Raw genomic sequence first — 24,075 nt, 5'->3', positions numbered from 1 at the left:
CACCCCACGTCCGTCCGGGTGAACCCCCCGCCCAGGGGCCTCGTGACCTCGCCGTGGGACGGGCGCCACGCGCCCGTGCGACGCCGTGCGGGGCCCCCGTCCCGAGCGGCCCCCTGCCCGCCCGAAGAGCCACCCGGCTCCCTCCCGACGCAGAGGACGACGAATGAGCACCTCCACCCAGGACCGCACCGGCGCACCGCGGCCGGTGCACGCCCCGACCCCGCTCGCCTCGGCGGGCCTGCTCGCGCTGCGCCTGGTCGCGGGCGCGCTGCTGCTCGTGCACGGCCTCCCCAAGCTGCAGGACCCCGCGACGGCCACGGGCTACGCGGCCTCGCTCGGCGTCCCGGCCCCCACGTCGCTGGGCTGGCTGGTGATCCTCGGCGAGCTGGGCCTGGGGACGCTGCTGGTCCTCGGGCTCGCCACCCGCGTCGCGGGCACGCTCCTGCTGGTGCAGATGACGGCCGTGTGGGTCCTGGCCCACGCACCCCGGGGGTTCCTCGTGGACGGCCAGGTCAACGGCGAGAACGCCCTGCTCTACGCCGTCCTGGGCCTGACCGTGGCCCTCACCGGGCCGGGCCGGTTCAGCGCCGACGGGCTGCTGGTCCGGCGCCGCCGCTGAGGCCGCCGGTCCTGCACCGCGCGCCGGCCGGGGGTCACTGCCCCCGGCCGGCCTCGCCCCGGGCGCGTTCGACGGCCGCCTCCAGCCGCTCGAGCTTGCCCGTCATCTCCCCCGTCCGGCCGGGGCGGACGTCCGCCTTCAGCACGAGGGAGACCCGGGTCCCGTGCCGGCCGACGGCCTCGGTGGCGCGCTTGACGACGTCCATGCACTCGTCCCACGTGCCCTCGATCGTCGTGAACATCGCGTCGGTGCGGTGCGCCAGCCCGCTGCCGCGGACGACGAGCACGGCGTCGGCGACGGCGGCGCTGACCGAGTCGGCGTCCTCACCCGCGGGGACGGGACCACCGGAGGGGACGAGGGAGAAGGCGACGATCACGACGGTGACGCTACGCGAGCGTCGTGCCCGTGTCCCGCCCGGTTCGCGGGGGTCGCGCGGTTACGCTGCGAAGGTCCCTTCCGCCCTCGCCCTCGCCGGAGGTCCGCCGGTGTCCACCGACTCCCACGACGCGTTCAGCATCGTCGTCCGCGGCTACGAACGCAGCCAGGTCGACGCCCGGCTCAAGCACCTCGACGACGCCCTGGCCGAGGCCCGTGCGCGGGTCGCCCAGCGCGACCACGAGCTGCGCCAGGCCGAGGAGAAGCTCGCCGACGCGCACAAGGAACTGCGCGAGCACGAGAAGCCCTCCTACGCCGGGCTCGGCGCCCGCATGGAGAAGCTGCTGCGTCTGGCCGAGGACCAGTCCTCCGAGATCCTGCGCTCGGCCCGCCGCGACGCGGACCGGCTGCGCGAGGAGGCCCGCGCCGAGGCCTCGAGCACCCGCGCGCAGGCCGACGAGGACGCGCGCCGGCGCACCGGGGAGGCCGGTCGCGACGCCGAGGAGATCGTCGCGCGCGCCAAGCACCAGGCCGACGGGACGGTCGACGCCGCCCAGCGCACGGCCGCCGAGCTCACCGCCGCCGCCCACCGGCAGGCCGACCAGCTGCTGGCCTCCGCCCAGCACGAGACGGCCGAGACGATCGCCGCGACCGAGCGCCGGGTCGCGGCGCTGCTCACCCAGACCGAGCGCGAGGTGATCGAGCTGCGCTCGTCCACCGACGCCCGCGTGCGCGAGCAGGAGCTGACCCTGGCCGCCGCCCGCGAGCAGGCGGCCGAGGAGGACCGGCTGCGCCTGGAGGTCGCCGCCGCCCGCACCGCGGCCCGCATCGCCGAGGCCGAGCAGCGGGCGGGCGAGGCCGAGGAGCGGGCGCGGGAGGCCGTGGAGGCGGCCGAGTCCATCCGGGCCGACGCCACCGCCCAGGCCGCGGTGCGCGCCGAGACCGCCCGTCGCGAGTCCGACGAGCTGCTCGCCGACGCCCGCGCGCGGGCCCAGGCGATGGTCGAGACGGCGCGGGAGCAGGCCGAGCACTCGCGCACCGGGGCGCAGTCCGAGGTCGACGAGCTGATGAGCCAGCGCGACCAGATCACCGACCAGCTCGACGACCTGCGCGGCCTGCTCGGCCTGGCCCCGAAGCTGCCCCCGCGCGAGGGCGAGCACCAGGACGTGGAGCACCAGGACGTCGAGCACCAGGACGTCGACGTCCGCCGGGGTGAGCGGGTCGAACAGCCCAGCTGAGGGGCTCAGGGGGCGGCGGGGTGCTCCGTCGGCAGGGGTGAGCGCGCGGGCACGACCCGCGCGACCACCTCGTCCAGGACGCGGCGCACCGCGCTCTCCCCCACCCACAGGTGCCGCGCACCCGCGACGGGGACGACCTCGGCCCCGGTGAGCGGGGCGAAGCGCCGCACGGCCTCGGCCGGGCGCAGGAAGTCGTCGAACTCCGGCACGAGCGCGGTCACGGGCCGCCCGAACTCCGCCCACGCCCGCAGGTCCTCCTCGGTGGACCAGCGCAACGGCGGGGACAGCAGGACCAGCCCTTCCACGAGCGGGTCCCGGCCGTGCACGAGCGCGAGGTCGGTGCCGAAGGACCAGCCCAGCAGCCACACGTGGGGCAGGTCGCGGAACTCCACGAACTCGAGCGCGGCGGCCACGTCGAACCGTTCGGCGCCACCGGCGTCGAACTCACCCCCGCTGCGACCCCGCGGCGACCCCGTCCCGCGCGTGTTGAAGCGCAGGACCGCGAGGTCGGCGAGCTCGGGCAGCCGGTTGGCCGCCTTGCGCAGCACGTGGGAGTCCATGAACCCGCCCGCGGTGGGCAGGGGGTGCAGCGTCACGAGCGTGGCGACGGGGTCCCGCTCGGCCGGCAGGGCCAGCTCGCCGACGAGCGTCACCCCGTCCGCGGTGTGCAGCTCGACGTCCTCGCGGCGGGCGGGCAGGACGGTGTCCGAGCGGATCTCACCCACGCGCCAGCTCCTCGCGCAGCACGGCGGCGAGAGCCTGCACGTCCTCGGTCGTGGTGTCGAAGCTGGCCACGAGGCGGACCTCGACGAGCCCGGGGGCCCAGCGCTCGTCCCAGACGTGGAAGGGCACGCGGGCGGCCGCGCGCTGCGCCACCGCCGGCGGCAGCGCCGCGAACACGGCGTTGGCCTGGACGGGGCGCGTCGTCGTCGCCCCGGCGGACCGCACGGCGGTGGCCAGGGCGCTCGCCGCGCCGTTGGCCGCGCTCGCCGTCCGCCGCCACAGGTCGCCGCCGAACAGCGCCAGCAGCTGGGCGGAGACGAACCGCGTCTTGGACGACTGCTGCATGGACGGCTTCACCAGGCGCCGCAACGCCTCCGCGGGGCCCTCGCCCCGCACGACCACGGCCTCGGCCAGCGCGCCGCCGTTCTTCGTGCCGCCGACGGAGACGGCGTCGACCCCGAGGGCCGTCGTCACCTCACCCAGCTCGCAGCCCAGGGAGACCGCGGCGTTGGACAACCGGGCGCCGTCGACGTGCACCCGGACGCCGAGGCCGTGGGCGACGCGGACGAGGTCGCGCAGCTGGTCGAGGGGGTACGTCGTCCCGAGCTCGGTGCTCTGGGTGAGGGTCAGCGCCCCCACGGGGGCGCGCATCGGGCTGTCGGCGTCGCGGACGGCGCGCTCGACGTCGGCGGGGTCGACGAGGCCGTCGACCGTCGGCAGGGCGGTGACCTTGACGCCGCCGACGTGCTCGAGCCCTCCGGCCTCGTCGTGCAGGACGTGGGCCTGGTCCGAGGCCAGCACCGACTCCCAGCGGGACGTGAGCGCCTGCAGCGCCACGACGTTCGCGCCGGTCCCGGTGAGCACGACGGCGCTGCTCGTGCCCGCGCCGAAGTGGGCGCGCAGCGCCTCGCTCAGCGCGCTCGTGTACGCGTCGCCGCCGTAGCTGGGGACGTGGCCGCCGTTGGCGGCGACGAGGGCCTGCAGGACCTCGGGGTGCATGCCGGCGGCGTTGTCGCTGGCGAAACCCCTCGCGGTCGGGTCGTGCAGCGGGGCGTCGTGCCGGGAGCTGCTGGGGAGGGAGACGGTGCTCACCCCGGCACGCTACCCGCGCACCTCAGAACCTCCGGCCACGGGCGGTGAAGCAGGAGCGGTGCCAGTGCCGCCGCTCGGTGACCCCCTCCCCGGGGCTGAAGGTGCCGCGCGCGGGCCAGACGACGAGGTGCGGGGTGCCCGGCGGGATGTCCTGGTGGCACCCGGGGCACCGGTAGGTCTTCTCCGAGGAGGTGCCCCGCAGCTCCCGGACGACCCAGGTCCCGTCGGGGCCGGAGACGGTGCGGTCGACCCCGCGTCCCAGCGGCGCGCGGGGCGGCGGGTCGGGGCGGCGGCGGTTGGCGCGGGGCACGGCGTCATGCTCTCAAGCACCGCGCCGCCCGGCCCGACCGGGCGCTGCCGCGGTGGTGTCCCCTCCACACCACCGTGGCCACGCCCGGTACGACCGGTAGTCGTCGCGCGGCCCGGTTTCGTTACACGTGCCCGGCCGGGTCGTGGGCGGGCACGGCGGGGGGCGTCTCGTAAGCTCGCCCCTCGTGCGTCTCGTCATCGCCCGCTGCTCCGTCGACTACGCGGGCCGGCTCACCGCCCACCTCCCGCTGGCGACCCGCCTGCTCCTGGTCAAGGCCGACGGCAGCGTCCTCGTCCACTCCGACGGGGGCAGCTACAAGCCGCTGAACTGGATGAGCCCCCCCGCCCGGCTGACGGTGGACGTGCCCGGTGAGGACGCCCGCGAGGCCGGCGTCGTGGAGACGTGGACCGTGCAGCACACCAAGACCGACGACCGCCTCGTCGTCTCCGTCCACGAGGTGCTGCACGACTCCGAGCACGAGCTCGGCCTCGACCCGGGCCTGGTCAAGGACGGGGTGGAGGCGCACCTGCAGAAGCTGCTGGCCGAGCACATCGGCACCCTCGGCGAGGGGTACACGCTGGTGCGCCGGGAGTACATGACGGCCATCGGCCCGGTCGACATCCTCGCCCGCGACGCCGGTGGTCGTGCCGTCGCCGTCGAGATCAAGCGCCGGGCCGAGATCGACGGCGTGGAGCAGCTGACGCGCTACCTCGAGCTGCTCAACCGCGACCCGCTGCTGGCCCCCGTGACCGGCGTCCTCGCCGCCCAGGAGATCAAGCCGCAGGCGAGGACGCTGGCCACCGACCGCGGGATCCGGTGCGTGCGGTTGGACTACGACGCCTTGCGCGGGATCGACGACGTGGACTCGCGGCTGTTCTGAGCACCGGCCCGGCCGGTCGCGCCGGTCCGGCGCAGCAGGGCCTCCGCGCGCGCCCTGCGCACCGCGGTGCGGTCCACGGCCGGGGTGTCCTCGACCTGCAGGACGAGGTGCAGTCGCGTGACCCGCAGCAGCCGCAGCGCCGGCAGCGGCACCTCGCGCAGCACGAGGCGCCGCCCGGTCCGCTGGGCGCGCCGGTGGGCGCCGACGAAGACCCCGAGCCCCGTCGCGTCGGCGACGACGATGCCGTCGACCCGGACGACGAGGTCACCGGTCCCCGCGTCGACGGCCGCGTGCAGGGCCGCCCGGACGTCGGGCACGGTGTGGACGTCGAGCCGGCCGCCGACGTGCACGACCTGCCCGTGGACGACGTCGTCCACGGTGGCCGCGCTGCCGGGGGTCGAGCGCGCGGCCCGGCGGGCCGCGACGTCGTCCGCGGCGCTGGGCGCCGACGGGTCCTGCTGGACGGTGTCCTGCTGGACGGTGCCGGGCACCGCCGCGAGTCCGATCGCCATCTGTTCCTCCCCCGAGGACGCCGGTCGTGATCGTGTGATCGTCACCGGTCAGACGCAGCGGACCGCTGGTCGGTTGCACCCCGTTCCCCGCCCGTGGCGGGTGGGGAGATCGAGACCAGCGGTCACACTGTGGTCACACTCTGCCATCGGCCGGTGCCGCCGATCCCGCGAAGACCCCAGCCGTTGCCCAACGGTGACCTGACGGGTCCACGGGAGGAGGATGGGTGGCGTGCAGATCAGCTGGGGCAGCTACTCCTACGCCTTCGGACCCGCCGTGGCCCTCGTCGCGGTCCTGGTCCTGGTCCTGCTGCTGCGTTGGACGTTCTCGCACGGCAGGTCCGTGGTGGAGCGCCGGCCCCAGCGCGGGTCGAGCGAGGAGTACGGCCTGCTGGAGGTGGTGTCCGCACCCCCCACCTTCGTCGAGGCCGAGGTGCAGCGGCGCACGCTCGTCGACGCGGGGATCCGGGCGACGCTGGCCCCCACGACGGAGGGACCGCGGGTCATGGTGTTCCCCGCCGAGGCGGGGCTGGCCCGGCAGATCCTGGAGCAGGGGCGTTAGGCGACGTTGACGCCCTGCCCGGGCGGGGCGGACTCCAGCCAGCTCGCGAAACCCGTGTAGGTGTCCCGGCCCATCGCGAACTCGATCTCCTCACCCGCAGCGCCGACCTCCAGGCGGCACTCCACGATCATCGCGCCGGGCTGGACGGCCACGAGCTCGGGCCCCTCGGCGTCGCGGAAGACGGTGACGGCCAGCGCCCGCCGTGCGTAGCTGCACGACGGGCGCGGGGAGAGCGAGAAGGTCCGGTACCAGTCCAGGCGGTCGCGCTCGTACTGCGCGACCCCCAGGGCCCACCGTCGGCGGCCACCACGGGCCTGCCGCACGGAACAGTCGAAGGTGCCGAGGCGGGCCAGGAGGCGGCGGCGCCGCAGCACCACCAGAACCAGCACCACGACGAGGACGACGGCGCACGCACCTGCGATCTCCAGGGAGAGCAGGACCTCGTGCACCGTCGCCCCGCCGTCTCAGCGCGTGCCGGAACCCGCGGTGACCTCGACCTGCTCGGCGACGATCGTCACCTTGTCGTGGTCCACCGAGAAGAACCCGCCGCTGACGGTCGCGGTCACACCGTCGGACCCGGATCCGGAGATCGCCACGTCGCCGGGGGCGAGGACGGCCAGCAGCGGCTCGTGCCCGGCCATGATGCCGATCTCACCCTCCGCGGTGCGCGCGCGCACCAGCGACGCCTCGCCGGACCACACGGAGCGGTCCGCCGCGACGAGCTCGACCTGCAGAGCCATCAGGCGGTTTCCTTCTGGATGCGCGACCAGTTGCGCTCGACGTCCTCGAGGCCACCGACGTTGAAGAACGCCTGCTCGGCGACGTGGTCGAGCTCGCCGTCGGCGATCTTCGAGAAGCCCTCGATCGTCTCCTTCAGCGGGACGGTCGAGCCGACGACGCCGGTGAACTTCTCGGCCATGTAGGTGTTCTGGGAGAGGAACTGCTGGATGCGGCGAGCGCGGCTCACCGTCAGCTTGTCCTCCTCCGACAGCTCGTCGACACCGAGGATGGCGATGATGTCCTGCAGCTCCTTGTTGCGCTGCAGGATCTGCTTCACGCGGACCGCCGTGGAGTAGTGGTCCTGGGAGATGTACAGCGGGTCGAGGATGCGCGACGTCGAGGTCAGCGGGTCCACGGCCGGGTACAGACCGCGCGAGGCGATCTCGCGGGACAGCTCCGTCGTCGCGTCGAGGTGCGCGAACGTCGTGGCCGGCGCCGGGTCGGTGTAGTCGTCCGCGGGGACGTAGATCGCCTGCAGCGAGGTGATCGAGTGACCGCGGGTCGAGGTGATGCGCTCCTGGAGCACACCCATCTCGTCGGCCAGCGTGGGCTGGTAGCCGACGGCCGACGGCATGCGGCCGAGCAGCGTCGAGACCTCGGAACCGGCCTGGGTGAACCGGAAGATGTTGTCGATGAACAGCAGCACGTCCTGCTTCTGCACGTCGCGGAAGTACTCCGCCATCGTCAGGGCGGACAGGGCCACGCGCAGGCGCGTCCCCGGCGGCTCGTCCATCTGGCCGAACACGAGGGCGGTCTTGTCGAAGACGCCGGCCTCGGCCATCTCGGCGATGAGGTCGTTGCCCTCACGGGTGCGCTCACCGACACCGGCGAACACCGACACACCACCGTGGTCCTGCGCGACGCGCTGGATCATCTCCTGGATGAGGACGGTCTTGCCGACGCCGGCACCCCCGAACAGGCCGATCTTCCCACCCTGCACGTACGGGGTGAGCAGGTCGATCACCTTGATGCCGGTCTCGAACATCTGGGTCTTGGACTCGAGCTGGTCGAAGCTCGGGGCCTTGCGGTGGATCGGCCAGCGCTCGGTCACCTCGAGGCGCTCGCCCTCCTCGAGGTTCAGGGCCTCGCCGATGGCGTTGAAGACCTTGCCGAGGGTCACGTTGCCGACGGGCACCGAGATCGGCGCGCCGGTGTCGACGACGGCCGCCCCGCGGACCATGCCGTCGGTCGGCTTGAGGGAGATGGCGCGGACCATGTTGTCGCCGAGGTGGGAGGCCACCTCGAGCGTCACGGTCGCGGTCTGGCCGCCCATGCTCACCTCGGTGGTGAGGGCGTTGTTCTGGTCGGGCATCGCGTCGGCGGAGAACTCGACGTCGACGACGGGCCCGATGACTCGGGCGATGCGGCCGGTCGCACCCTTGCTGGTGCTGGTCGGCGCTTCGTTGACGGTGGCGGTCATGTCGCTCCTCGGGCTTCCTTCGTCGAGTGAGTTCGTGCAGAAGTGTGGGGTGGGCCCGGGTGCCGTCAGGCGCGCGAGCCGGAGGAGGCGAGGGCGTCGGCACCGCCGACGATCTCGCTGATCTCCTGGGTGATGTCGGCCTGACGGGCGTTGTTGGCCAGTCGGGTCAGCTTCTTGATGAGCTCGTCCGCGTTGTCGGTCGCGCTCTTCATGGCCCGCTGGCGCGCCGCGAGCTCGGAGGCCGCCGCCTGCAGGAGGCAGTTGAAGATCCGGCTGTTGACGTACTGCGGCAGCAGGGCGTCCAGCACCGCGTCGGCGCTCGGCTCGAACTCGTACAGCGGCTGCAGGTCGCCGTCCGAGGGCGCCTCGACGCCCTCGACGACCTCCAGCGGCAGCAGCCGGATGACCCGGGGCTCCTGCGTCACCATGCTGACGAAGTGGGTGTAGACGACGTGGATCTCGTCGATCCCGCCCTGGGCGAAGTCCTGCGCGAAGTCGGCCAGCAGCCGGTCACCGATCGTCTTCGCGTCCTCGTACGACGGGGAGTCGGTGAACCCGACCCAGGAGTCGACGACCGAGCGGCGGCGGAAGCCGTAGAAGGCCACCGCCTTGCGGCCCACCAGGTACGGCGCGACCTCCTTGCCCTCCTCGCGCAGGGCCGCGGTCAGCCGCTCCCCCTCGCGCAGGACGCTGGAGGAGTAGGCCCCCGCCAGCCCGCGGTCGGACGACAGCAGCAGGACCGCCGCGCGCTTGACCTCGGTCTTCTCCGTGATCAACGGGTGGTCGAGCGAGGAGTTCGACGCCGCCGCCGACACCGCGCGGGTCAGCGCCCGCGCGTACGGGGTCGACGCGCGCACGTTCGCCTGCGCCTTGATGATCCGCGACGCGGCGATGAGCTCCATCGCACGGGTGATCTTCTTGGTCGCCTGGACCGAGCGGATCTGCCGCCGGTAGGCCCTCAGCTGGCCTGCCATGTCCTGCTCCTCTTCCTTGCTCCGCTCGGTCCTGCGTCTGCCGCGCCGCTCAGCGCTTGGTGGTGGTGATCTGCTCCTGCGAGATGTCGTCCTCGTCGGTCCGGCCGTGGTCCTCGTCGGCCGGGACGGCCGAGTCGGTCGAGCCCGCCGAGAACTGCGGCTTGAAGGCGTCGATGGCCTGCTTCAGCTCGTCCTTGGCGCCGTCGGAGAACTGCTTGGTCTCGCGGATCCCCTGCATGAGCTCGCCGTGGTTGCGCTTGACGTGCTCGAGGAACTCGCGCTCGAAGCGGGAGATGTCCGAGACCTCGACGGAGTCGAGCTGGCCGGTGGTGCCGGCCCAGATCGAGACGACCTGCTCCTCGAGGGAGAACGGCGTGTACTGCGGCTGCTTGAGCAGCTCGACGAGGCGCGCACCCCGGGCGAGCTGGTTGCGGGAGGCCTGGTCCAGGTCGGAGGCGAACATCGCGAACGCCTCCATGGCCCGGAACTGCGCCAGGTCCAGCTTCAGCGTCCCGGAGATGCCCTTGATGGCCTTCGTCTGGGCCGCACCACCGACGCGGGACACCGAGATGCCGACGTCGATCGCGGGACGCTGGTTGGCGTTGAACAGGTCCGACTGCAGGAAGATCTGGCCGTCGGTGATGGAGATGACGTTGGTCGGGATGTACGCCGAGACGTCGTTGCCCTTGGTCTCGATGAACGGCAGACCCGTCATCGACCCGGCGCCGAGCTCGTCGGACAGCTTCGCGCAGCGCTCCAGCAGGCGGGAGTGCAGGTAGAAGACGTCACCGGGGTACGCCTCGCGGCCCGGCGGGCGGCGCAGCAGCAGCGACACGGCGCGGTAGGCCTCGGCCTGCTTGGACAGGTCGTCGAACACGATGAGGACGTGCTTGCCGGCGTACATCCAGTGCTGGCCGATGGCCGAACCGGTGTACGGCGCGAGGTACTTGAAGCCGGCCGGGTCGGAGGCGGGGGCCGCGACGATGGTCGTGTACTCCATCGCGCCGGCCTCCTCCAGCGAGCGCTTCACCGAAGCGATCGTGGAGCCCTTCTGACCGATGGCGACGTAGATGCAGCGGACCTGCTGCTTGGGGTCGCCCGAGGCCCAGTTGTCCTTCTGGTTGATGATCGTGTCGATCGCGATCGCGGTCTTGCCGGTCTGGCGGTCACCGATGATCAGCTGACGCTGGCCGCGGCCGACGGGGATCATCGCGTCGATGGCCTTGATGCCGGTCTGCAGCGGCTCGCGGACCTCCTGGCGCTGCACGACCGAGGGGGCCTGCAGCTCCAGCGCACGGCGGGTCTCGGCCTCGATCGGGCCCAGGCCGTCGATCGGCGCACCCAGCGGGTCGACGACGCGGCCCAGGAAGTCGTCACCGACGGGCACGGAGAGGACCTCGCCCGTGCGGTGGACCGGCTGGCCCTCCTCGATGCCGGCGGCGTCACCGAGGACGACGACACCGATGTCGCGCACGTCGAGGTTCTGCGCGAGGCCGAGGGTGCCGTCCTCGAAGCGCAGCAGCTCGTTCGCCATGACCGAGGGCAGGCCCTCGACGTGGGCGATGCCGTCGCCCGCGTCGGTCACGCGGCCGACTTCCTCACGCGCGGCGGTGCCGGGGTCGTACGACGCCACGAAGGCGTCGAGAGCGTCCCGGATCTCCTCCGGGCGGATGGTCAGCTCGGCCATGGGATGCCCTGCTCTCCTTCTCGGGTCCTGCGGTTCTCGAAGTCCATCATCCCCCGCGTCCCGCGGGGTGGGGTGTTCAGGGCGGTGCTCAGCCGGCCAGGCGGCGACGCGCCTCGTCGAGGCGGGTCGCGATCGACCCGTCGATGACGTCGTCACCGATGCTCACGCGGAGCCCGCCGACGAGGTCGGGGTCGACGTCGACCGTGACGCTGATGGCCCGGCCGTACTGGCGCGACAGCGAGGCCGCGAGGCGCTCGCGCTGGGCCTCGCTGAGGGGGGTGGCGCTCACGACGTGGGCGACGAACTGGTCGCGGCGCGCGGCCACGACCTCGACCCACTCCTCGAGCAGCCGCTCGGCGCGCACCCCGCGCGGCGAGACCGCCGCGCGACGGGCCAGCTGGACCGTCTCGGGCGCCGCCCTGTCGAGCAGCAGCCGGGAGACCAGCGAGGCGCGGTTGGCGTCCGGTGCGCTGCGGTCGGCGAGGGCGTCGCGCAGCTGCGGGTTGCCGGCGATGGTGCGGGAGAACCGGAAGAGCTCGTCCTCCAGCGCGTCCAGGTGCCCCGACCGCTCCGCCTGCGTCACGACCGCGACGACGGCGAGCCGCTCGGTCGCGTCCGACAGGTCGCGACCGGCCGTCCAGCGGGACGACGCCAGCGCGGCGACCGTCTCGACGGCGGCCGTGCCGATCCTGCCGGTGAAGGTGCGGCGGACGAACTCGGCCTTGGCCGAGCTCTCCCGCGACGGGTCGGTCAGGGCCCGGCGCAACCCCACCGAGGAGTCGAGCAGGCTGGTGACGGCGAAGAGGTCCTCCCCCGTCCGGCCCGCGTCGGCCCCCCCGGTGGCGAGCTGCGCGTCGAGCACCTGCTGCGCGGCGGCGAGGCTCGCCTTCGCGACGCCGGAGTCGAGCTCGCTCATCGGGAGGTCGCCCCCGACTCGCTGCGCTCGAGGTCGGCGAGGAACCGGTCCACGACACCGCTCTGGCGAGCGGAGTCCTGCAGCGACTCACCGACGATGCGGGAGGCCAGGTCGGTCGCCAGGCGACCCACCTCGGCGCGCAGCTGCGCCGTGGCCTGGGCCCGCTCCGCCTCGATCGTGGCGCGAGCCGCGGTCGTGATGCGGTCGGACTCGGCCTGCGCCTGCTCGCGCATCTCGGCGAGGATCTGCGCACCCTGCTGGCGCGCGTCCTCACGGATGCGGTTGGCCTCGCCGCGGGCGTCCGCGAGCTGGGCCTTGTACTCGGCGAGGGCGGCGGCGGCCTCTTCCTGGGCCTTCTCCGCCTTCTCGACGTTGCCCTCGATCGCGGCGCGCCGCTCCTCGTACACCGTCTCCAGCCGCGGGACGATCTTCTTCTGCACGAAGATCAGCAACGCGATGAAGACGATGGCGCCGAAGATCAGCTCACCGATGTGAGGGATGATCGGGTAGCCCGTCGGGTCGACGAGGCCCTCGTCGGCAGCGGCCTGTGCCGTTACTGCGAGCTGCACGGCTCCTCCTTCAGGTCAGCGCTCGGTGGGTGGGAGGTGAGCGCCTGTCAGCGGAAGACGAAGGCGAGCGCCAGACCGAAGATCGCCAGCGCCTCGGTGAGGGCGAAGCCCAGGAAGGCGATGGTCTGCAGCATGCCGCGCGCTTCGGGCTGGCGCGCGACGCCGTTGATGTAGGCGGCGAAGATCAAGCCGACGCCGATACCGGGGCCGATGGCCGAGAGGCCGTAGCCGAGGATTGCGATGTTGCCGTCCATCAGTCTCTCTGCTTCCTTCCGTTGCCGACGCGCGGGCCGCGCCGATCTGCTGGTGGGTGGGTCAGTGCTCGTCGGCGAGGGAGCCGGCGATGTAGAGGGCGGCGAGCAGCGTGAAGATGTACGCCTGGAGGAACTCGACGAGGAGTTCGAACAGCGTCATCACGATGCCCATCGCGAAGGTCGGGATCGAGAAGATCTGCAGGCCCAGGCTCCCCGAGTGCAGGAGCATGTACTCACCGCCGGTGATGAAGAGCACCAGCAGGATGTGCCCCGCGAACATGTTCCCGAAGAGTCGCAGCGCGAGGGTCACCGGGCGGGTGATGAAGTACGTGATGAGCTCGAGCAGGAAGACGAGCGGCTTGATCCAGCCCGGCAGCCCCGGGGGGATCATGTGGCCGATGTGACCCCCCAGACCGCGCTTCTTGATGCCGAGGTAGTGGTACACGCCGTAGACGACGAGGGCCAGCACCAGCGGGAACGCGATGCGGCTCATCGTCGGGTACTGGACCGGCGGGATGATGCCGAAGAGGTTGTTCACCAGGATGAGGGCGAACATCGTGAACAGCATCGGCACGAACTTCAGGAAGTCGCGGGACCCGATGATGTCGCGGGCGATGGAGTTGCGGACCAAGCCGTAGGTGGCCTCCATCCCCATCTGCCGCTTGCCGGGGACGACTTCAAGACGCTTCGTGGCCCAGTTGAGCAGTGCGGCGATGAGGACGGCCGACAACACGAAGACCAGCGCGGGACGCGTGACGTCCAGCCACCCCGAGCCCGAGCCGATGAGGGGCTGCCAGAAGATTGCCTGGGTCGGGGTCTCGAACCCCTCTTCGCCTCCTGCGGCGGCGAGCATTCCGAGGCTCACGTCAACTCCTCCGTGCGAACGTCGTCGTGGGTACGGGTCGGTTCCGCGAGCACACGCGAAAGGACGACCACAGGGACTTCACAAGTGGCCGTCACGCTTTACCGTACCGGAACCACACGTAGTAGATCGCCAGCGCCATGCCGCCGACGATGCCGATGGCGACGATGAAGTCCGTGCCGATCAGGCGGTCGATCAGGTACCCGATGCCGCCGAAGCCCAAGACTCCGGCGAGCAGGTACGAGGGGATGTTCCAGGCCCGCGACTCCTCGAGGCGGCCGTGCTCGCGCTCCTGGTCCGCGCCGGGGCGGGCAGGAGGGGCGGGGTGGCCGTCGTCGGTCATGTCGCGGCGAACGGTAGCAGGGCTCTCGCTCACGACCCACCGTCCGGGTCGCGCGGCGCGGGGGCCCCGAACACGGGGACGCGGAGCTTGACGAACGCGCGCATCTCGGCTGCCAGCCAGCCGACGGCGCACGCGATGACGGACAACCCGAGGGCGGGCCCGTCGATCCACGAGACGCCCATGAGCAGGACCATGGCGACCCCGAGCAGGACGATCTTCACGGTGTAGACGCCGAGCGCGGCGATGAGCACGAGCTGCGGGTTCGACCGGGCGGTGCGCCGCATGACGACGAGCCGCGCGCCGAAGAAGACGAGGACCATCACGGAACCGACGAGCGCCGAGAGGAGCCCCTCGACGCCGGCCAGGACCGCCGCGGCGACGACGCAGACGGCGGCGACGGCAGCCCCGACGGTCAGCGACCGGCGCAGGAGCACGCGGTAGGCGTCCTCCACGTGCGCGGTGGCGACACTGTCACTCAAGGCTGGTCTGCTCTCTGCTCGTCGGCGGGTCGTCCGAAGGGTTCGGCTCGTCGGCGTTCCGGTCCGGCCGCGTGGCGGCCCCGGGAAGACTTCGTGAAAGCTATCACGAACTCAGGGACCTCCTACGCGGCGTCGTGGACGACCTGAGCTCATGTGCGCGACGTCTCAGTCGGGGCCCCGAGGGAGCCACGCTGCGCAGTGTCCTGCTCACCCGGGCCGGGGTCCACCACCGGCCGCTTCCGCCGCCAGTACAGCGGCAGGAAGGTCAGGGCGAGCACGAGGCACCCGGCACCGAAGGCGACGGCGAGCGCCTGAGGCAGCGGCAGGAACGCCGAGGTCGCGGCACCGAAGCTCAGGAAGGCCGCCCAGGAGTACATGGTCAGGACGGCCACCCGGTGGGAGTGGCCGATCTGCAGGAGGCGGTGGTGCAGGTGCTTCTTGTCGGGGTGCCAGAAGGCCTTGCCCGCTCGCGTCCGGCGCACGACGGCCAGCAGCATGTCGCTGAACGGCACGAGCAGGACGGCGATCGGCAGCAGCAGCGGGAAGAAGGCCGGAGCGATCTGCTCGTTCTCGACCGTCGTGGGGTCGACGGTGCTCGTCGCCGCGATCGTCGAGCTGGCCATCAGCAGCCCGAGCAGCATCGACCCGGAGTCGCCCATGAAGACGCGCGCCGGGTGGAAGTTGTGCGGCAGGAACCCCAGGCACACCCCGACGGTGATGGCGGCGATGAGCGTGGCGAGGGAGGAGAAGTCGTCCGGCACGCTCCCCCGCTGCAGCGCGTAGGAGTAGCCGAAGAAGGCGGTGGCGCCGATGCCGACGATGCCCGCGGCGAGGCCGTCGAGGCCGTCGACGAAGTTCACGGCGTTCACCGACACGAGCACGACGAGGATCGTGATGATCATCATGGTGCGCCCGGACAGCAGCGTGACCCCGCCGATGGGCAGTTGCAGCAGGCTCACCCCCTGCCAGCCCATGATCCCCGCGGCGAGCACCTGACCGGCCAGCTTGGTGACGGCGTCGAGCTGGACGATGTCGTCGGCGACCCCGACGGCGACGACCACCGCGGCGCCGACCAGCACCCACAGGGGGCCGGGGTCGGTGTCGAACACCCGGGACAGGAACGGGATGCGGCTGGCCACGACCAGCGCGGCCCCCATCCCCAGGAGCATCGCCAGCCCGCCGAGGCGCGGGATCGGGACGGTGTGCACGTCCCGGTCCCGCAACGGGGTCACGGCCCCGACGCGCTGGGCGAGGCGCCGCACGAGCGGCGTCGTCAGGTACGTCACGGCCGCGGCCACGACGATGACGAGGAGATAGGCCCTCATCCGCTGGTGAGCGGCGCCGTCCCGGACTCCTGCTCCGGCGCGGACCCGGCGGGTCGGTCGTCGGGCCGGTCCGGTTCGGCCCAGCCGTCCGGGACGGCCGCGCGCAGCTCGGCCTCGCTGATCGCCCCCACGCGCAGGACGCGCAGCGGGCCGTCGGAGGCGTCGACGATGGTGGAGGGTGCGCCCTGGGGGCTGGCGCCGGCGTCGAGGTAGACGCGGACCGACTCCCCGAGCTGCTCGACGGCCTCCTCGGCGAGGGTGGCCGCGCGCTGCCCGGACTTGTTGGCGCTGGAGACCGCCATCGGGCCGGTGCGCCCGAGCAGTTCCAACGCCACGGGGTGCAGCGGCATGCGCAGGGCGACCGTCCCGTTCGTCTCCCCCAGGTCCCACGTCAGCGACGGCTGGGCCCGGCACACGATGGTCAGCGCGCCGGGCCAGAACGCGTCGACGAGCTCGCGGACCGCGAAGGGGATCGAGCTGGCCAGTCCGTCGATCGTGCGGACCTCGGGCACGAGGACCGGCGGCGGCATCTCCCGCCCGCGGCCCTTGGCCTCGAGCAGGCGCTGGACCGCGGCGGGGTTGAAGGCGTCCGCACCGATGCCGTAGACGGTGTCGGTCGGCAGGACGACGACCTCACCGCGCTTGATCGCGTTGTGCGCGGCGGACAGGCCGCGGTCGCGGGTGACGGGGTCGGCGCAGTCGAACGGGGGTCTCACGGGGCAAGAGTCTCCCACCGACGGGCCGGCGCGGAACGGCAGCCGTGCGTCGGCGCGTCAGCGACGGCGGGCCGTGGTCGCCCGGGGACGGTCGGTCAGGTCGCGGTGGCTCTCGACGTCCGTCCACGTCCCGGCCGCGAACATCGCCCGGGCCGAGCGTTCCTGCACCTCGGCGTGCTCGACGACCACGCAGCCCCCCGGCCTCAACAAGCGCGCCGCCGTGGCGACGACGCGGCGCGGCACCTGCAGACCGTCGTCGCCCAGGCCGTACAGCGCGACCTCGGGGTCGTGGCGGGCCACCTCCGGGTCCACGGGCACCGCACCCGGCGGGACGTAGGGCGGGTTGCTGACCACGACGTCGACGGTCCCGTCGAGGTCGGCGAACGCCGTGGCGGCGTCACCGAGCCGCAGGTCGACCGAGGGTGAGAGGTCGTCGACGTTGCGCCGGGCCCAGGCGTGCGCCATCGGGTCCAGCTCGACGGCGTGCACGCGCGCGGAGGGGACCTCCGTCGCCACCGCCAGGGCGATGGCCCCGGACCCGGTGCAGAGGTCGACGACGACGGGGTCGGTCAGCCGCTGCGCCTCGGCGACCGCCAGGCCGGCGACGGTCTCGGTCTCGGGCCGGGGGACGAAGACGCCGGGGCCGACCCGCAGCTCCAGCGAGCGGAACCCGGCGCGGCCCGTGAGGTGCTGCAACGGCACCCGCGCCGCGCGCTGGTCGAGCAGGTCGGCGAAAGCCCCCGCCTCCACCGGGTCCCCCAGGGCGGCGAGCACCCCGAGCCGGGAGCGGGTGACGCCCAGCGCGTGCGCGAGGAGCGCCTCGGCGTCCGCAGCGGGGGTGGGGACGCCGGCCTCGGCGAGCCGCCGCCCGGCCTCGACGAGCAGCTGACGCGCGGTGACCACCCGCGCAGGCTAGGCCAGCCCGAGCAGCCGGAACGCCACGGTCTGCGTGTCCGCCTCCCCCGTGCCACCGCTCGGTGAGGTGACGGCGACCCACCGCCCCGTCGCCGGGACGGCCCACACGGACGTGCGCACCCCGGTCGTCGCGCCGTTGACGCCGACCACGGTCCGTCCCGCGAGCTCGGCGGACAGCCAGCCCCAGCCCACCCCCGCCCCGGGGGTCTGCACCACCGCGTCGAGGGCGCGGGCCCCGGGCACGTCACCCCGCGCCACGGCTGCCGCCAGCTCGCCCAGGTCCTCGGCCGTGGAGTAGACCCCGGTGCCCGCCGGGGTGCTGCCGCTGGAGCGCCAGGGGGTGCTGGGCCGGCCGTCCGGACCCAGCTCGCGAGCCCGTCCGGCGGGCAGCGGGTCCGGCGCCGCCTCCGTCGCGGTCGTGCCGAGCGGGTCCAGGACGCGCTCGCGCAGCAGCTGCGGGTAGGGCTGCCCCAGCCGCTGCGCGAGGGCGTTGCCCAGCAGTGCGTAGCCGAGGTTGGAGTAGGCGAACTCGCCCCGCGGTCCGCGCAGGGGCGTCCACGCGGCGTCGCGCAGCAGGTTCTCCGGGGTGTCCCACCGGTACGGATTCCCGTAGGTGAGAGCGGTGATCGGCGCGGCGAGGGCGGCCCGCGTGCTGAGCCGCGGCAACCCGGACGTGTGCGTGGCCAGCTCCTCCAGCGTCGTGGAGGCGAGGGGCCCGGACAGCCACGGGTGGACGTCCCCGAGCGTCGTGGTGGGGGCGACCTCCCCGCGCTCGACGGCGTCGGCGAGGAGCAGACCGGTGAGCCCCTTGGTCACCGAACCGATCTCCTGCGGCGTGGCGGCCGTCAGCGCCCGCCCGGGGGCGGCGGTCCCGATGGCCGCGGACGTGCCGCCGGTGGCGTCGCCGGCGGCCACGGCGAACCCCTGGCCCGCCAGGTCCGCCGTGGCCGCGCGCAGCCGGGCGGCGAGGACCGGGTCCCCGGTGGTGTCGGCGGACGGTGCCGGCGGGGCCGGCGCGGCTGCCCCGGTGAGGGCGAGGACCGCGGCCGTGAGGACGGCGAGCAGGCCGCTCGTGCGCAGTGCGGATCGGAACGGGTCGGCGGGCAACGCGATCACCTCAGTCCAGCGGCGGCGAGCAGGGTCAGGAACGGCACCACGCGCTCGGCCGGGACGTCGTAGCGACCCCGGCCGGACGTGGTCAGCCAGCCTTCGGCGACGAGCTGGCGCAGGTGGTGGTAGAGCTGCCCGGAGGTGCCGAGGCCCTCCCCGAGCTCGGGGACGGTGTGCCGGCCGTGCAGCACCTTGTGCAGCAGCTGCAGCCGGACCGGGTGGGCCAGCGCGGACAGCGCGGCGACGGCCTGCGTCGGGTCGGCCTGCAGCATCGAGGAGACCTCGACGGTCTCCTGCCACTCGAAGGACGCCCCCGTCGGCAGCGTCACGCTGCCGGTGAAGAGGACGTGCGAACGTCCCTCCGCCTGCCGCTTCAGCTCCCGCAGCGCCCAGAACCGGTCGTCGTCCCGCGGGTCCGCCCCGTCGGCGACGCGGGCCTCGAGCGCGGCGAGGCGCTTCTCGAGGAGGGCCCACCGTTCCTCGTCCACCCGTCGATCCTACGCACATCCGTAGTAGCTACGCATCCCCGTCGTGTCTCCCGTGCGCGCAGGACGGGGACGGATCAGTGGGCGGCGAGCTGAGCGGCCTCGTCGGCGTCGATCGCGGACTGGATGACGGGGTCGAGCTCGCCGTCGAGCACGGTGTCGAGGTTGTAGGCCTTGAAGCCGGTGCGGTGGTCGGCGATGCGGTTCTCGCCGTAGTTGTAGGTGCGGATCCGCTCGGAGCGGTCGACCGTGCGCACCTGGGAGCGGCGGGCAGCCGACGCCTGCGCGTCCGCGGCCTCCTGCGCCACCGCGTGCAGCCGCGCGCGCAGGATGCGCAGCGCCTGCTCCTTGTTCTGCAGCTGGGACTTCTCGTTCTGGCAGCTGGCGACGATGCCGGTGGGCAGGTGGGTGATGCGGACGGCGGAGTCGGTGGTGTTGACGCTCTGGCCACCGGGTCCGGAGGAGCGGAAGACGTCGACCCGCAGGTCGTTCGGGTCGAGGTCCACCTCGACCTCCTCGGCCTCGGGCACCACGAGGACGCCGACGGCGGACGTGTGGACGCGACCCTGGGACTCGGTGACGGGCACCCGCTGGACGCGGTGCACGCCGCCCTCGTACTTCAGCCGGTGCCAGACGCCCTCGGCCGCGGCGGCGCGGCTCTTCACGGCCACCGACACGTCCTTGTACCCGCCGAGGTCGCTGGGGGTGGCGTCGAGCAGCTCGGTCGCCCAGCCGCGCTGCTCGGCGTAGCGCAGGTACATCCGCAGCAGGTCGCCGGCGAAGAGGGCGGACTCCTGCCCGCCCTCACCCGCCTTCACCTCGAGGATCACGTCGCGCGCGTCGTCGGGGTCGCGCGGCAGCAGGACCCGGCGCAACCGCTCCCCCGCCGCCGCGGCGGCCTCCTCCAGCGCGGGCAGCTCGGCGGCGAAGCCGGGGTCCTCCGCGGCCAGCTCGCGGGCCGCCTCGGCGTCGTCGACGGCCGTGCGCCAGGCGGTGTGCGCCTCGACGACCTGCTGCAGCTCCGCGTAGCGCCGGCCCAGGCGCCTGGCCAGACCCGCGTCGGCGTGGACGGCGGGGTCACCCAGGCGGCGTTCGAGCTCGGCGTGCTCGTCGAGCAGCGGCTGGACGGTCTCGAACACTCAGGGCTCCTGGGGGCGAGGTGGCGGGAACGCGACAGCGCCGGCCCCGCCACCCCGGAGGGCGGTGGGACCGGCGCTGGGAGCGGACTACTTGGCGGTCTTCTTGCCGTAGCGCTGCTGGAAGCGGGCCACGCGGCCACCGGTGTCCAGGATCTTCTGCTTGCCGGTGTAGAACGGGTGGCAGGCGCTGCACACGTCGGCGCGCATCTCCCCGCTCTTCTCGGTGCTGCGGGTGGTGAACGTCGCGCCGCAGGTGCAGGTGACCTGGGTCTCGACGTAGTCCGGGTGGATGCCAGCCTTCACGGTTCTCTCCTCAAAGCGCTCAGTCGGCACCGGGTCGCCTGGGTCGAGCTGGCGTGAGCCGGTGCCTGCGGTGTCGAAGCAGTCTCCCACAGGAGCCGCCGGTGGTTGACAACCGGCGACCCCCGCGGGTTGTTCCCGTCAGTCCTTGTTGACCAGCGGGGTGGACGTCTGGACCTGGTGCAGGAACTCGAGGTTGCTGCGGGTCTTCTTGAGGCGGTCCAGCAGCAGCTCGATGGAGGCCTGCGCGTCGAGCGCGGTGACCACGCGGCGCAGCTTCCAGACGGTCTGCAGCTCCTCGCGGGACATGAGGATCTCCTCGCGCCGCGTGCCGGAGGCCGGCACGTCGACGGCGGGGAAGATCCGCTTGTCGGCCAGCTGGCGCGACAGGCGGACCTCCATGTTCCCGGTGCCCTTGAACTCCTCGAAGATGACCTCGTCGGCCTTGGAGCCCGTCTCGACCAGGGCCGAGGCCAGGATCGTCAGCGAGCCGCCGTTCTCGACGTTGCGGGCCGCGCCGAAGAACCGCTTCGGCGGGTACAGCGCCGAGGCGTCGACACCACCGGACAGGATGCGACCGCTGGCCGGCGCCGAGATGTTGTACGCGCGGGACAGGCGGGTCAGGGAGTCCAGCAGCACGACGACGTCGTTGCCGAGCTCGACGAGGCGCTTGGCCCGCTCGATGGCGAGCTCGGCGACGGCCGTGTGGTCCGACGCGGGGCGGTCGAAGGTGGAGGCGATGACCTCACCCTTGATCGTCCGCTGCATGTCGGTGACCTCTTCGGGCCGCTCGTCGACGAGGACGACCATGAGGTGGCACTCGGGGTTGTTCGTCGTGATGGCGTTGGCGATGGCCTGCATGACCATCGTCTTGCCGGCCTTCGGGGGCGCGACGATGAGACCGCGCTGACCCTTCCCCAGCGGCGACATCAGGTCGATGATGCGCGTGGTCAGGACGTTGGGCTCGGTCTCCAGGCGCAGCCGCTCCTGCGGGTACAGCGGCGTGAGCTTGGTGAACTCCGGGCGGTGCCGGGCCTGCTCCGGCGGCGCGCCGTTGACGGTGTCGACGCGGACGAGGGCGTTGAACTTGGCCCGCGCCCCCGACTGCTCGCCCTCGCGGGGCTGGCGGACGGCGCCGGTGACGGCGTCGCCGGGACGCAGGTTGTTCTTCTTGACCTGGCCGAGGGAGACGTAGACGTCGTTGGCGCCGGCGAGGTAGCCCGACGTGCGGATGAACGCGTAGTTGTCCAGGACGTCGAGGATGCCCGCGACGGGCAGCAGGACGTCGTCCTCGGAGACGTTCTCGTCGACCTCGGGCGCACCCCCGCCGTCACGGCCGCCGCGGCGGCCCTTGCGGTCGCGGTAGCGGTTGCGCCGGCCGCGACGGCCACCGTCGCCGTCGAAGTCGTCCGGGCCGTTGTTCTGCCCGGCCTGCGGGCGCTCACCGCGCTCGGAGCGCTCACCCCGCTCGTCCCGATCGGCGCGGTTCTCGGTGCGCTCGGGGCGGTCCTGCCGGTCCTGGCGGTCGCGGCGGGACTCGCCCTCGGCGCTCTCGCGTCGGGGCATCGAGGGCAGCTCGACCTGCTGGTCGGGTTCGCGGACGCGGTCGCGGCGCGCGCGCTCGCGGCGGGACAGGCGCGGCTGGGCGTCGTCCTGGCGCTCGGACCGGTCACCCCGGTCGCCCCGGTCACCCCGATCACCCCGGTCGTTGCGCTCCGGACGGTCCCCGCGGCCGCGGGTGAAGTCGTCCAGGGTCGGCTCGCTGCGCGTCGCGGAGGCGGTGTCGGCCTCGGGGGCCTGGGCGGCGGGCTGCTCGTCCGGGACCGGCGCGGTGACCGGCGGCGCACCGGCGGGGGCACCCGCCCGGCGCGAGCGGGTGCGCGGGGCCTGGGCGGGCGGCTGCTCCACCGGGAGCTGCTCGGCGGCGGGCTGCTGCGCGACGGGCTGCTCGGCGGGCTGCTGCGCACCGGTCTGCTCGACCGCCGGGGCGGCGGCCTGCGCGGGGGCCTCGGTGCGGGCGCTGCGCTGCGCCGTGCCGGACTGGTGCTCACGGATGGCGGCCAGCAGGTCCACCTTGCGCATGCGCCCGGTGCCGGAGATGCCCAGCTCGGAGGCCAGGGCCTGCAGCTGCGGGAGCCGCAACGCGGACAGGCTGCCCGTGCGGCGCGCGGGCGCCTCGGACGAACCGCCGGTGGCGGCGATGTCGGTGGTGTCGGTCACGAAGGTCCTTCCCCCTCGTCGGTGCGACTGACCGGCGGATCCGGCGCTTCGTCGGGTCCGGGGGTGTCGCGGTGACTGCCCGATGGGCAGGATGGGAAATCCACGGCCACACGCAGAGGCGCGGCGAGAACGTGGAGACGCACCCGGAGACGGGGAGCGGACGCAGCAGGGACGGTTCTCGACTCGGAAGAGCCCCACCGTGAGTGTCCCGCCGTGGGTGCTGTCGTCGATGCTAACACCCGCCCGGGCGCCCGCGTTCCCGGTCCCCCGTTCGGCGCACGGCGCGTCGCGACCGGACGGTCAGGACCAGTCGACGCCCGCGGCGTGCACGGGCCGGGCGTGCACGTCCCACGCGCCCTGCGCGGCGAGGCCGGACACGCGCCCGACACCCGCCTCGTCCGTCAGCACGAGGACGCTGGGCCCCGCCCCGGACACGACGGCCGCCAGGCCCTCGGCGCGCAGCGCGCGCAGCAGCTCGGCCGACCGCGGCATCGCGGGGGCCCGCTGAGCCTGGTGCAGACGCTCCTCGGTGGCGTCGAGCAGGAGCGAGGGGTCGGTGGTCAGGGCGTGCACGAGCAGACCGGCCCGGCCGGCCGTCAGCGCCGCGTCCCCGTGCGGGACGGTGGCGGGCAGCAGGGCCCGCGCCCTCGAGGTCGCCAGCTCCTCGGCCGGCACGCACACCACGGCGCGGACGTCGGGGTGGACGGCGAGGCGCACCGACCGCACGGCGTCGGGGTGGGTGGGGTCCTCCCCCCGCGTCCAGGCGATGGTGAACCCGCCGTGGACGGCGGGTGCGGCGTTGTCCGGGTGGCCCTCGCGGCGGGACGCCTCCAGCAGGACCCGCGCCCGGGTCTCCTGCTCGTGCTCGGCGACCGCCCCGGCCGCCAGCAGCAGCGCGCGCGCCGCGGCCAGCCCCGCGACGATCGCCGATGCCGACGACCCCAACCCGCGCCCGTGCGGGATCACGTTGCGGCACAGCACATCCAGACCGGGGGCGGTGAACCCGGCGGCGGCCAGCTCCTCGCGCAGCACGCGGACGACGAGGTGACGCTCGTCCGTCGGCACGACACCGGCGCCCTGCCCCTCGACGCGCACCCGCAGGCCCGCGCCGTCGACGACCTCGGCCCGCACCTCGTCGCACAGGTCGAGGGCGAGGCCGAAGGCGTCGAACCCGGGCCCGAGGTTGGCGCTCGTCGCGGGCACCCGGACGGTCGCGGCGGTGCCGGCGGGCAGCGCCGCGAGCCGCTGCGGGCTCGTCACGGGACCGGGGACG

General features: G+C 73.6%; 28 protein-coding genes and 1 pseudogene. 4 read left to right on the top strand and 25 right to left on the bottom strand.

All coding sequences use genetic code 11. The features are described 5' to 3' along the window. Positions 1-163 precede the first annotated feature (163 nt). Complete coding sequence (locus tag AB2L28_RS08690) at positions 164-619, top strand: DoxX family protein (protein ID WP_370718342.1); 456 nt, start codon at positions 164-166, stop codon at positions 617-619. A gap of 34 nt (positions 620-653) precedes the next feature. Here AB2L28_RS08690 and AB2L28_RS08685 read toward each other — a convergent pair whose 3' ends face one another. After that, positions 654-995, bottom strand: a complete 342-nt coding sequence (locus tag AB2L28_RS08685; RefSeq protein WP_370718341.1) for a thiamine-binding protein — start codon at positions 993-995, stop codon at positions 654-656. Between the two features lie 109 nt (positions 996-1,104). On the opposite strand from AB2L28_RS08685, the gene AB2L28_RS08680 reads away from it, so the two are divergent. Beyond that, entirely contained in the window at positions 1,105-2,232 is a 1,128-nt protein-coding gene (locus AB2L28_RS08680) for a coiled-coil domain-containing protein (protein WP_370718340.1), read from the top strand. A gap of 5 nt (positions 2,233-2,237) precedes the next feature. Here the strand turns inward: AB2L28_RS08680 and AB2L28_RS08675 are convergent, their stop codons facing one another. The 3 genes from AB2L28_RS08675 to AB2L28_RS08665 are packed head-to-tail and all read right to left on the bottom strand — an operon-like array spanning position 2,238 to position 4,357. Continuing rightward, positions 2,238-2,957 (bottom strand): alpha/beta hydrolase, encoded by a 720-nt coding sequence (locus tag AB2L28_RS08675; protein ID WP_370718339.1) that lies wholly within the window; start codon positions 2,955-2,957, stop codon positions 2,238-2,240. Then, positions 2,950-4,047, bottom strand: coding sequence for a threonine aldolase family protein (locus AB2L28_RS08670; protein WP_370718338.1), 1,098 nt, complete (start codon positions 4,045-4,047; stop codon positions 2,950-2,952). Before AB2L28_RS08670 ends, AB2L28_RS08675 begins: the two co-directional genes overlap by 8 nt. Before the next feature lie 22 nt (positions 4,048-4,069). Continuing rightward, positions 4,070-4,357: an Rv1322 family protein gene (locus tag AB2L28_RS08665; protein WP_370718337.1), complete on the bottom strand. Its 288-nt coding sequence runs from the start codon at positions 4,355-4,357 to the stop codon at positions 4,070-4,072. Between the two features lie 184 nt (positions 4,358-4,541). Between AB2L28_RS08665 and nucS the strand changes: the two genes are divergently transcribed. Further along, entirely contained in the window at positions 4,542-5,237 is a 696-nt protein-coding gene (gene nucS / locus AB2L28_RS08660; protein ID WP_370718336.1) for an endonuclease NucS, read from the top strand. Between the two features lie 71 nt (positions 5,238-5,308). Here the strand turns inward: nucS and AB2L28_RS08655 are convergent. Next, positions 5,309-5,614 (bottom strand): annotated as a pseudogene (locus AB2L28_RS08655) (STAS domain-containing protein); the annotation flags it as partial. A gap of 364 nt (positions 5,615-5,978) precedes the next feature. Here AB2L28_RS08655 and AB2L28_RS08650 point away from each other — a divergent pair. Beyond that, complete coding sequence (locus tag AB2L28_RS08650; RefSeq protein ID WP_370718335.1) at positions 5,979-6,308, top strand: hypothetical protein; 330 nt, start codon at positions 5,979-5,981, stop codon at positions 6,306-6,308. Here AB2L28_RS08650 and AB2L28_RS08645 read toward each other — a convergent pair. The 20 genes from AB2L28_RS08645 to thrB all read right to left on the bottom strand — a co-directional run bounded on the left by AB2L28_RS08645 (position 6,305) and on the right by thrB (position 24,062). Then, the gene (locus AB2L28_RS08645; RefSeq protein ID WP_370718334.1) at positions 6,305-6,757 is read right to left on the bottom strand and encodes a DUF2550 domain-containing protein; all 453 of its coding nucleotides are present in this window, start codon (positions 6,755-6,757) and stop codon (positions 6,305-6,307) included. The two genes, AB2L28_RS08650 and AB2L28_RS08645, sit on opposite strands and share 4 nt — an antisense overlap. Before the next feature lie 15 nt (positions 6,758-6,772). Next, positions 6,773-7,048, bottom strand: coding sequence for a F0F1 ATP synthase subunit epsilon (locus AB2L28_RS08640; protein ID WP_370718333.1), 276 nt, complete (start codon positions 7,046-7,048; stop codon positions 6,773-6,775). Then, positions 7,048-8,508, bottom strand: coding sequence for a F0F1 ATP synthase subunit beta (atpD, locus tag AB2L28_RS08635; protein ID WP_370718332.1), 1,461 nt, complete (start codon positions 8,506-8,508; stop codon positions 7,048-7,050). The genes AB2L28_RS08640 and atpD overlap by 1 nt, the downstream gene beginning before the upstream one ends. Positions 8,509-8,573: 65 nt before the next feature. Further along, positions 8,574-9,482 (bottom strand): F0F1 ATP synthase subunit gamma, encoded by a 909-nt coding sequence (locus AB2L28_RS08630; protein ID WP_370718331.1) that lies wholly within the window; start codon positions 9,480-9,482, stop codon positions 8,574-8,576. Positions 9,483-9,531: 49 nt separating this feature from the next. Next, a complete protein-coding gene (gene atpA, locus AB2L28_RS08625) occupies positions 9,532-11,169 on the bottom strand; it encodes a F0F1 ATP synthase subunit alpha (RefSeq protein ID WP_370718330.1) in 1,638 nt (545 codons plus the stop codon). An 88-nt stretch (positions 11,170-11,257) separates the two neighbouring features. Further along, positions 11,258-12,085 carry a F0F1 ATP synthase subunit delta gene (locus AB2L28_RS08620; RefSeq protein WP_370718329.1) on the bottom strand — a complete coding sequence of 276 codons (828 nt, stop codon included), beginning with the start codon at positions 12,083-12,085 and terminating at the stop codon, positions 11,258-11,260. Then, entirely contained in the window at positions 12,082-12,654 is a 573-nt protein-coding gene (locus AB2L28_RS08615; RefSeq protein WP_370718328.1) for a F0F1 ATP synthase subunit B, read from the bottom strand. The genes AB2L28_RS08620 and AB2L28_RS08615 overlap by 4 nt, the downstream gene beginning before the upstream one ends. A 47-nt stretch (positions 12,655-12,701) precedes the next feature. Beyond that, a complete protein-coding gene (atpE, locus tag AB2L28_RS08610) occupies positions 12,702-12,908 on the bottom strand; it encodes an ATP synthase F0 subunit C (RefSeq protein ID WP_370718327.1) in 207 nt (68 codons plus the stop codon). Positions 12,909-12,969: 61 nt separating this feature from the next. Next, complete coding sequence (atpB, locus tag AB2L28_RS08605) at positions 12,970-13,773, bottom strand: F0F1 ATP synthase subunit A (RefSeq protein ID WP_370718326.1); 804 nt, start codon at positions 13,771-13,773, stop codon at positions 12,970-12,972. A 91-nt stretch (positions 13,774-13,864) separates the two neighbouring features. Beyond that, entirely contained in the window at positions 13,865-14,146 is a 282-nt protein-coding gene (locus AB2L28_RS08600; protein WP_370718325.1) for an AtpZ/AtpI family protein, read from the bottom strand. Then, a complete protein-coding gene (locus AB2L28_RS08595; RefSeq protein ID WP_370718324.1) occupies positions 14,143-14,592 on the bottom strand; it encodes a Cg1360 family ATP-synthase-associated protein in 450 nt (149 codons plus the stop codon). The genes AB2L28_RS08600 and AB2L28_RS08595 overlap by 4 nt, the downstream gene beginning before the upstream one ends. A gap of 149 nt (positions 14,593-14,741) precedes the next feature. Next, positions 14,742-15,917 (bottom strand): MraY family glycosyltransferase, encoded by a 1,176-nt coding sequence (locus AB2L28_RS08590; protein ID WP_370718323.1) that lies wholly within the window; start codon positions 15,915-15,917, stop codon positions 14,742-14,744. Further along, complete coding sequence (locus AB2L28_RS08585) at positions 15,914-16,633, bottom strand: L-threonylcarbamoyladenylate synthase (RefSeq protein WP_370718322.1); 720 nt, start codon at positions 16,631-16,633, stop codon at positions 15,914-15,916. Before AB2L28_RS08585 ends, AB2L28_RS08590 begins: the two co-directional genes overlap by 4 nt. A 57-nt stretch (positions 16,634-16,690) precedes the next feature. Continuing rightward, positions 16,691-17,536, bottom strand: coding sequence for a peptide chain release factor N(5)-glutamine methyltransferase (prmC, locus tag AB2L28_RS08580; protein WP_370718321.1), 846 nt, complete (start codon positions 17,534-17,536; stop codon positions 16,691-16,693). Positions 17,537-17,545: 9 nt separating this feature from the next. Next, the gene (locus AB2L28_RS08575; RefSeq protein WP_370718320.1) at positions 17,546-18,664 is read right to left on the bottom strand and encodes a serine hydrolase domain-containing protein; all 1,119 of its coding nucleotides are present in this window, start codon (positions 18,662-18,664) and stop codon (positions 17,546-17,548) included. Further along, complete coding sequence (locus AB2L28_RS08570) at positions 18,661-19,146, bottom strand: ArsR/SmtB family transcription factor (RefSeq protein ID WP_370718319.1); 486 nt, start codon at positions 19,144-19,146, stop codon at positions 18,661-18,663. Before AB2L28_RS08570 ends, AB2L28_RS08575 begins: the two co-directional genes overlap by 4 nt. Positions 19,147-19,220: 74 nt before the next feature. Further along, positions 19,221-20,282, bottom strand: coding sequence for a peptide chain release factor 1 (gene prfA, locus AB2L28_RS08565; protein WP_370718318.1), 1,062 nt, complete (start codon positions 20,280-20,282; stop codon positions 19,221-19,223). 87 nt (positions 20,283-20,369) lie between these two features. Then, positions 20,370-20,585, bottom strand: coding sequence for a 50S ribosomal protein L31 (gene rpmE / locus AB2L28_RS08560; protein WP_367639502.1), 216 nt, complete (start codon positions 20,583-20,585; stop codon positions 20,370-20,372). Between the two features lie 138 nt (positions 20,586-20,723). Then, the gene (gene rho, locus AB2L28_RS08555) at positions 20,724-22,802 is read right to left on the bottom strand and encodes a transcription termination factor Rho (RefSeq protein WP_370718317.1); all 2,079 of its coding nucleotides are present in this window, start codon (positions 22,800-22,802) and stop codon (positions 20,724-20,726) included. Positions 22,803-23,102: 300 nt separating this feature from the next. Then, positions 23,103-24,062, bottom strand: a complete 960-nt coding sequence (gene thrB / locus AB2L28_RS08550; protein WP_370718316.1) for a homoserine kinase — start codon at positions 24,060-24,062, stop codon at positions 23,103-23,105. Between the last annotated feature and the right edge of the window lie 13 nt (positions 24,063-24,075).

Origin of the sequence: Kineococcus mangrovi (assembly GCF_041320705.1) — a bacterium.
In the GTDB taxonomy this organism is placed as follows: Bacteria; Actinomycetota; Actinomycetes; order Actinomycetales; family Kineococcaceae; genus Kineococcus; species Kineococcus mangrovi.
Note: the sequence above shows the minus strand (reverse complement) of the source record. Positions and strands in the feature narration are given on the sequence as shown.

Bases quoted from the DNA above. Each gene is read 5' to 3' on its own strand.
- AB2L28_RS08620 (WP_370718329.1), bottom strand. From the start codon at position 12,085: ATGAGCGAGCTCGACTCCGGCGTCGCGAAGGCGAGCCTCGCCGCCGCG.
- AB2L28_RS08590 (WP_370718323.1), bottom strand. From the start codon at position 15,917: ATGAGGGCCTATCTCCTCGTCATCGTCGTGGCCGCGGCCGTGACGTAC.
- atpD (WP_370718332.1), bottom strand. From the start codon at position 8,508: ATGACCGCCACCGTCAACGAAGCGCCGACCAGCACCAGCAAGGGTGCG.
- AB2L28_RS08640 (WP_370718333.1), bottom strand. From the start codon at position 7,048: ATGGCTCTGCAGGTCGAGCTCGTCGCGGCGGACCGCTCCGTGTGGTCC.
- AB2L28_RS08690 (WP_370718342.1), top strand. From the start codon at position 164: ATGAGCACCTCCACCCAGGACCGCACCGGCGCACCGCGGCCGGTGCAC.
- atpA (WP_370718330.1), bottom strand. From the start codon at position 11,169: ATGGCCGAGCTGACCATCCGCCCGGAGGAGATCCGGGACGCTCTCGAC.
- AB2L28_RS08630 (WP_370718331.1), bottom strand. From the start codon at position 9,482: ATGGCAGGCCAGCTGAGGGCCTACCGGCGGCAGATCCGCTCGGTCCAG.
- atpE (WP_370718327.1), bottom strand. From the start codon at position 12,908: ATGGACGGCAACATCGCAATCCTCGGCTACGGCCTCTCGGCCATCGGC.